Source organism: Candidatus Hydrogenedentota bacterium (assembly GCA_016791475.1).
Taxonomy (GTDB): domain Bacteria; phylum Hydrogenedentota; class Hydrogenedentia; order Hydrogenedentales; family JAEUWI01; genus JAEUWI01.
The window spans coordinates 1-549 of sequence record JAEUWI010000400.1 but is presented as its reverse complement, the minus strand read 5'-3'; the positions used below and the strand labels follow the sequence as shown (position 1 = coordinate 549).

Below are 549 nucleotides of genomic sequence, written 5' to 3'. Positions count from 1 at the left end.
CACGCCGACCTCGACCTGCGCCAGCGAGAAGGCACGGTCGACCTCGAGCTCGTCGGCGTACTCGCCGGCCAGCATGACCCGGCCCTGGTCGTCGAGCTCGGCCCGACCGCTGGCGATGCCATGCCGTGCGAAGGCCTGCTGGATGGCCTGCAGGTGGCGTGCCGTCAGCGGCGAGGCCGCGGCCGGCGTCGTCTGCGCCTGCGGTGCCGACACCGGCAGCAGGCTCGCGCCGAGCGGCCACGCCGCCCAGCACAGCGCGGCGACCCAGGGGCGCACCTGCGACCAGGGACAGCTGAAGCTCGCTCTCATGGAGGTGGCCTTCGGCTCATGGGGTCGCGCGCTCAGCCCTTCTTGATGACGACTTCACGCGCCGCCTGGTCCTCGCGCCCCAGCGCGGCGACCTTGAAGGTCACGCGGTAGCGGCCTTCGGCGACTTCCCGGGGCATGCCGGTGTGGCCCTCGCTGCGCCGCGTGCCCAGCGCCGCGGTGATCGGCGTGTCCTCGTGGCCGAGTTCCTGCCAGGCCTTGGTCTCCGGGTTGAAGTAGTGC

General features: G+C 72.9%; 2 protein-coding genes. Both read right to left on the bottom strand.

Annotated elements, in window-relative coordinates; genetic code table 11:
* A partial coding sequence (locus JNK74_29905; GenBank protein ID MBL7650385.1) for a hypothetical protein occupies window positions 1-309 on the bottom strand: 309 nt, incomplete at its 3' end.
* A 32-nt stretch (window positions 310-341) separates the two neighbouring features.
* A partial coding sequence (locus JNK74_29900; GenBank protein ID MBL7650384.1) for a hypothetical protein occupies window positions 342-549 on the bottom strand: 208 nt, incomplete at its 5' end.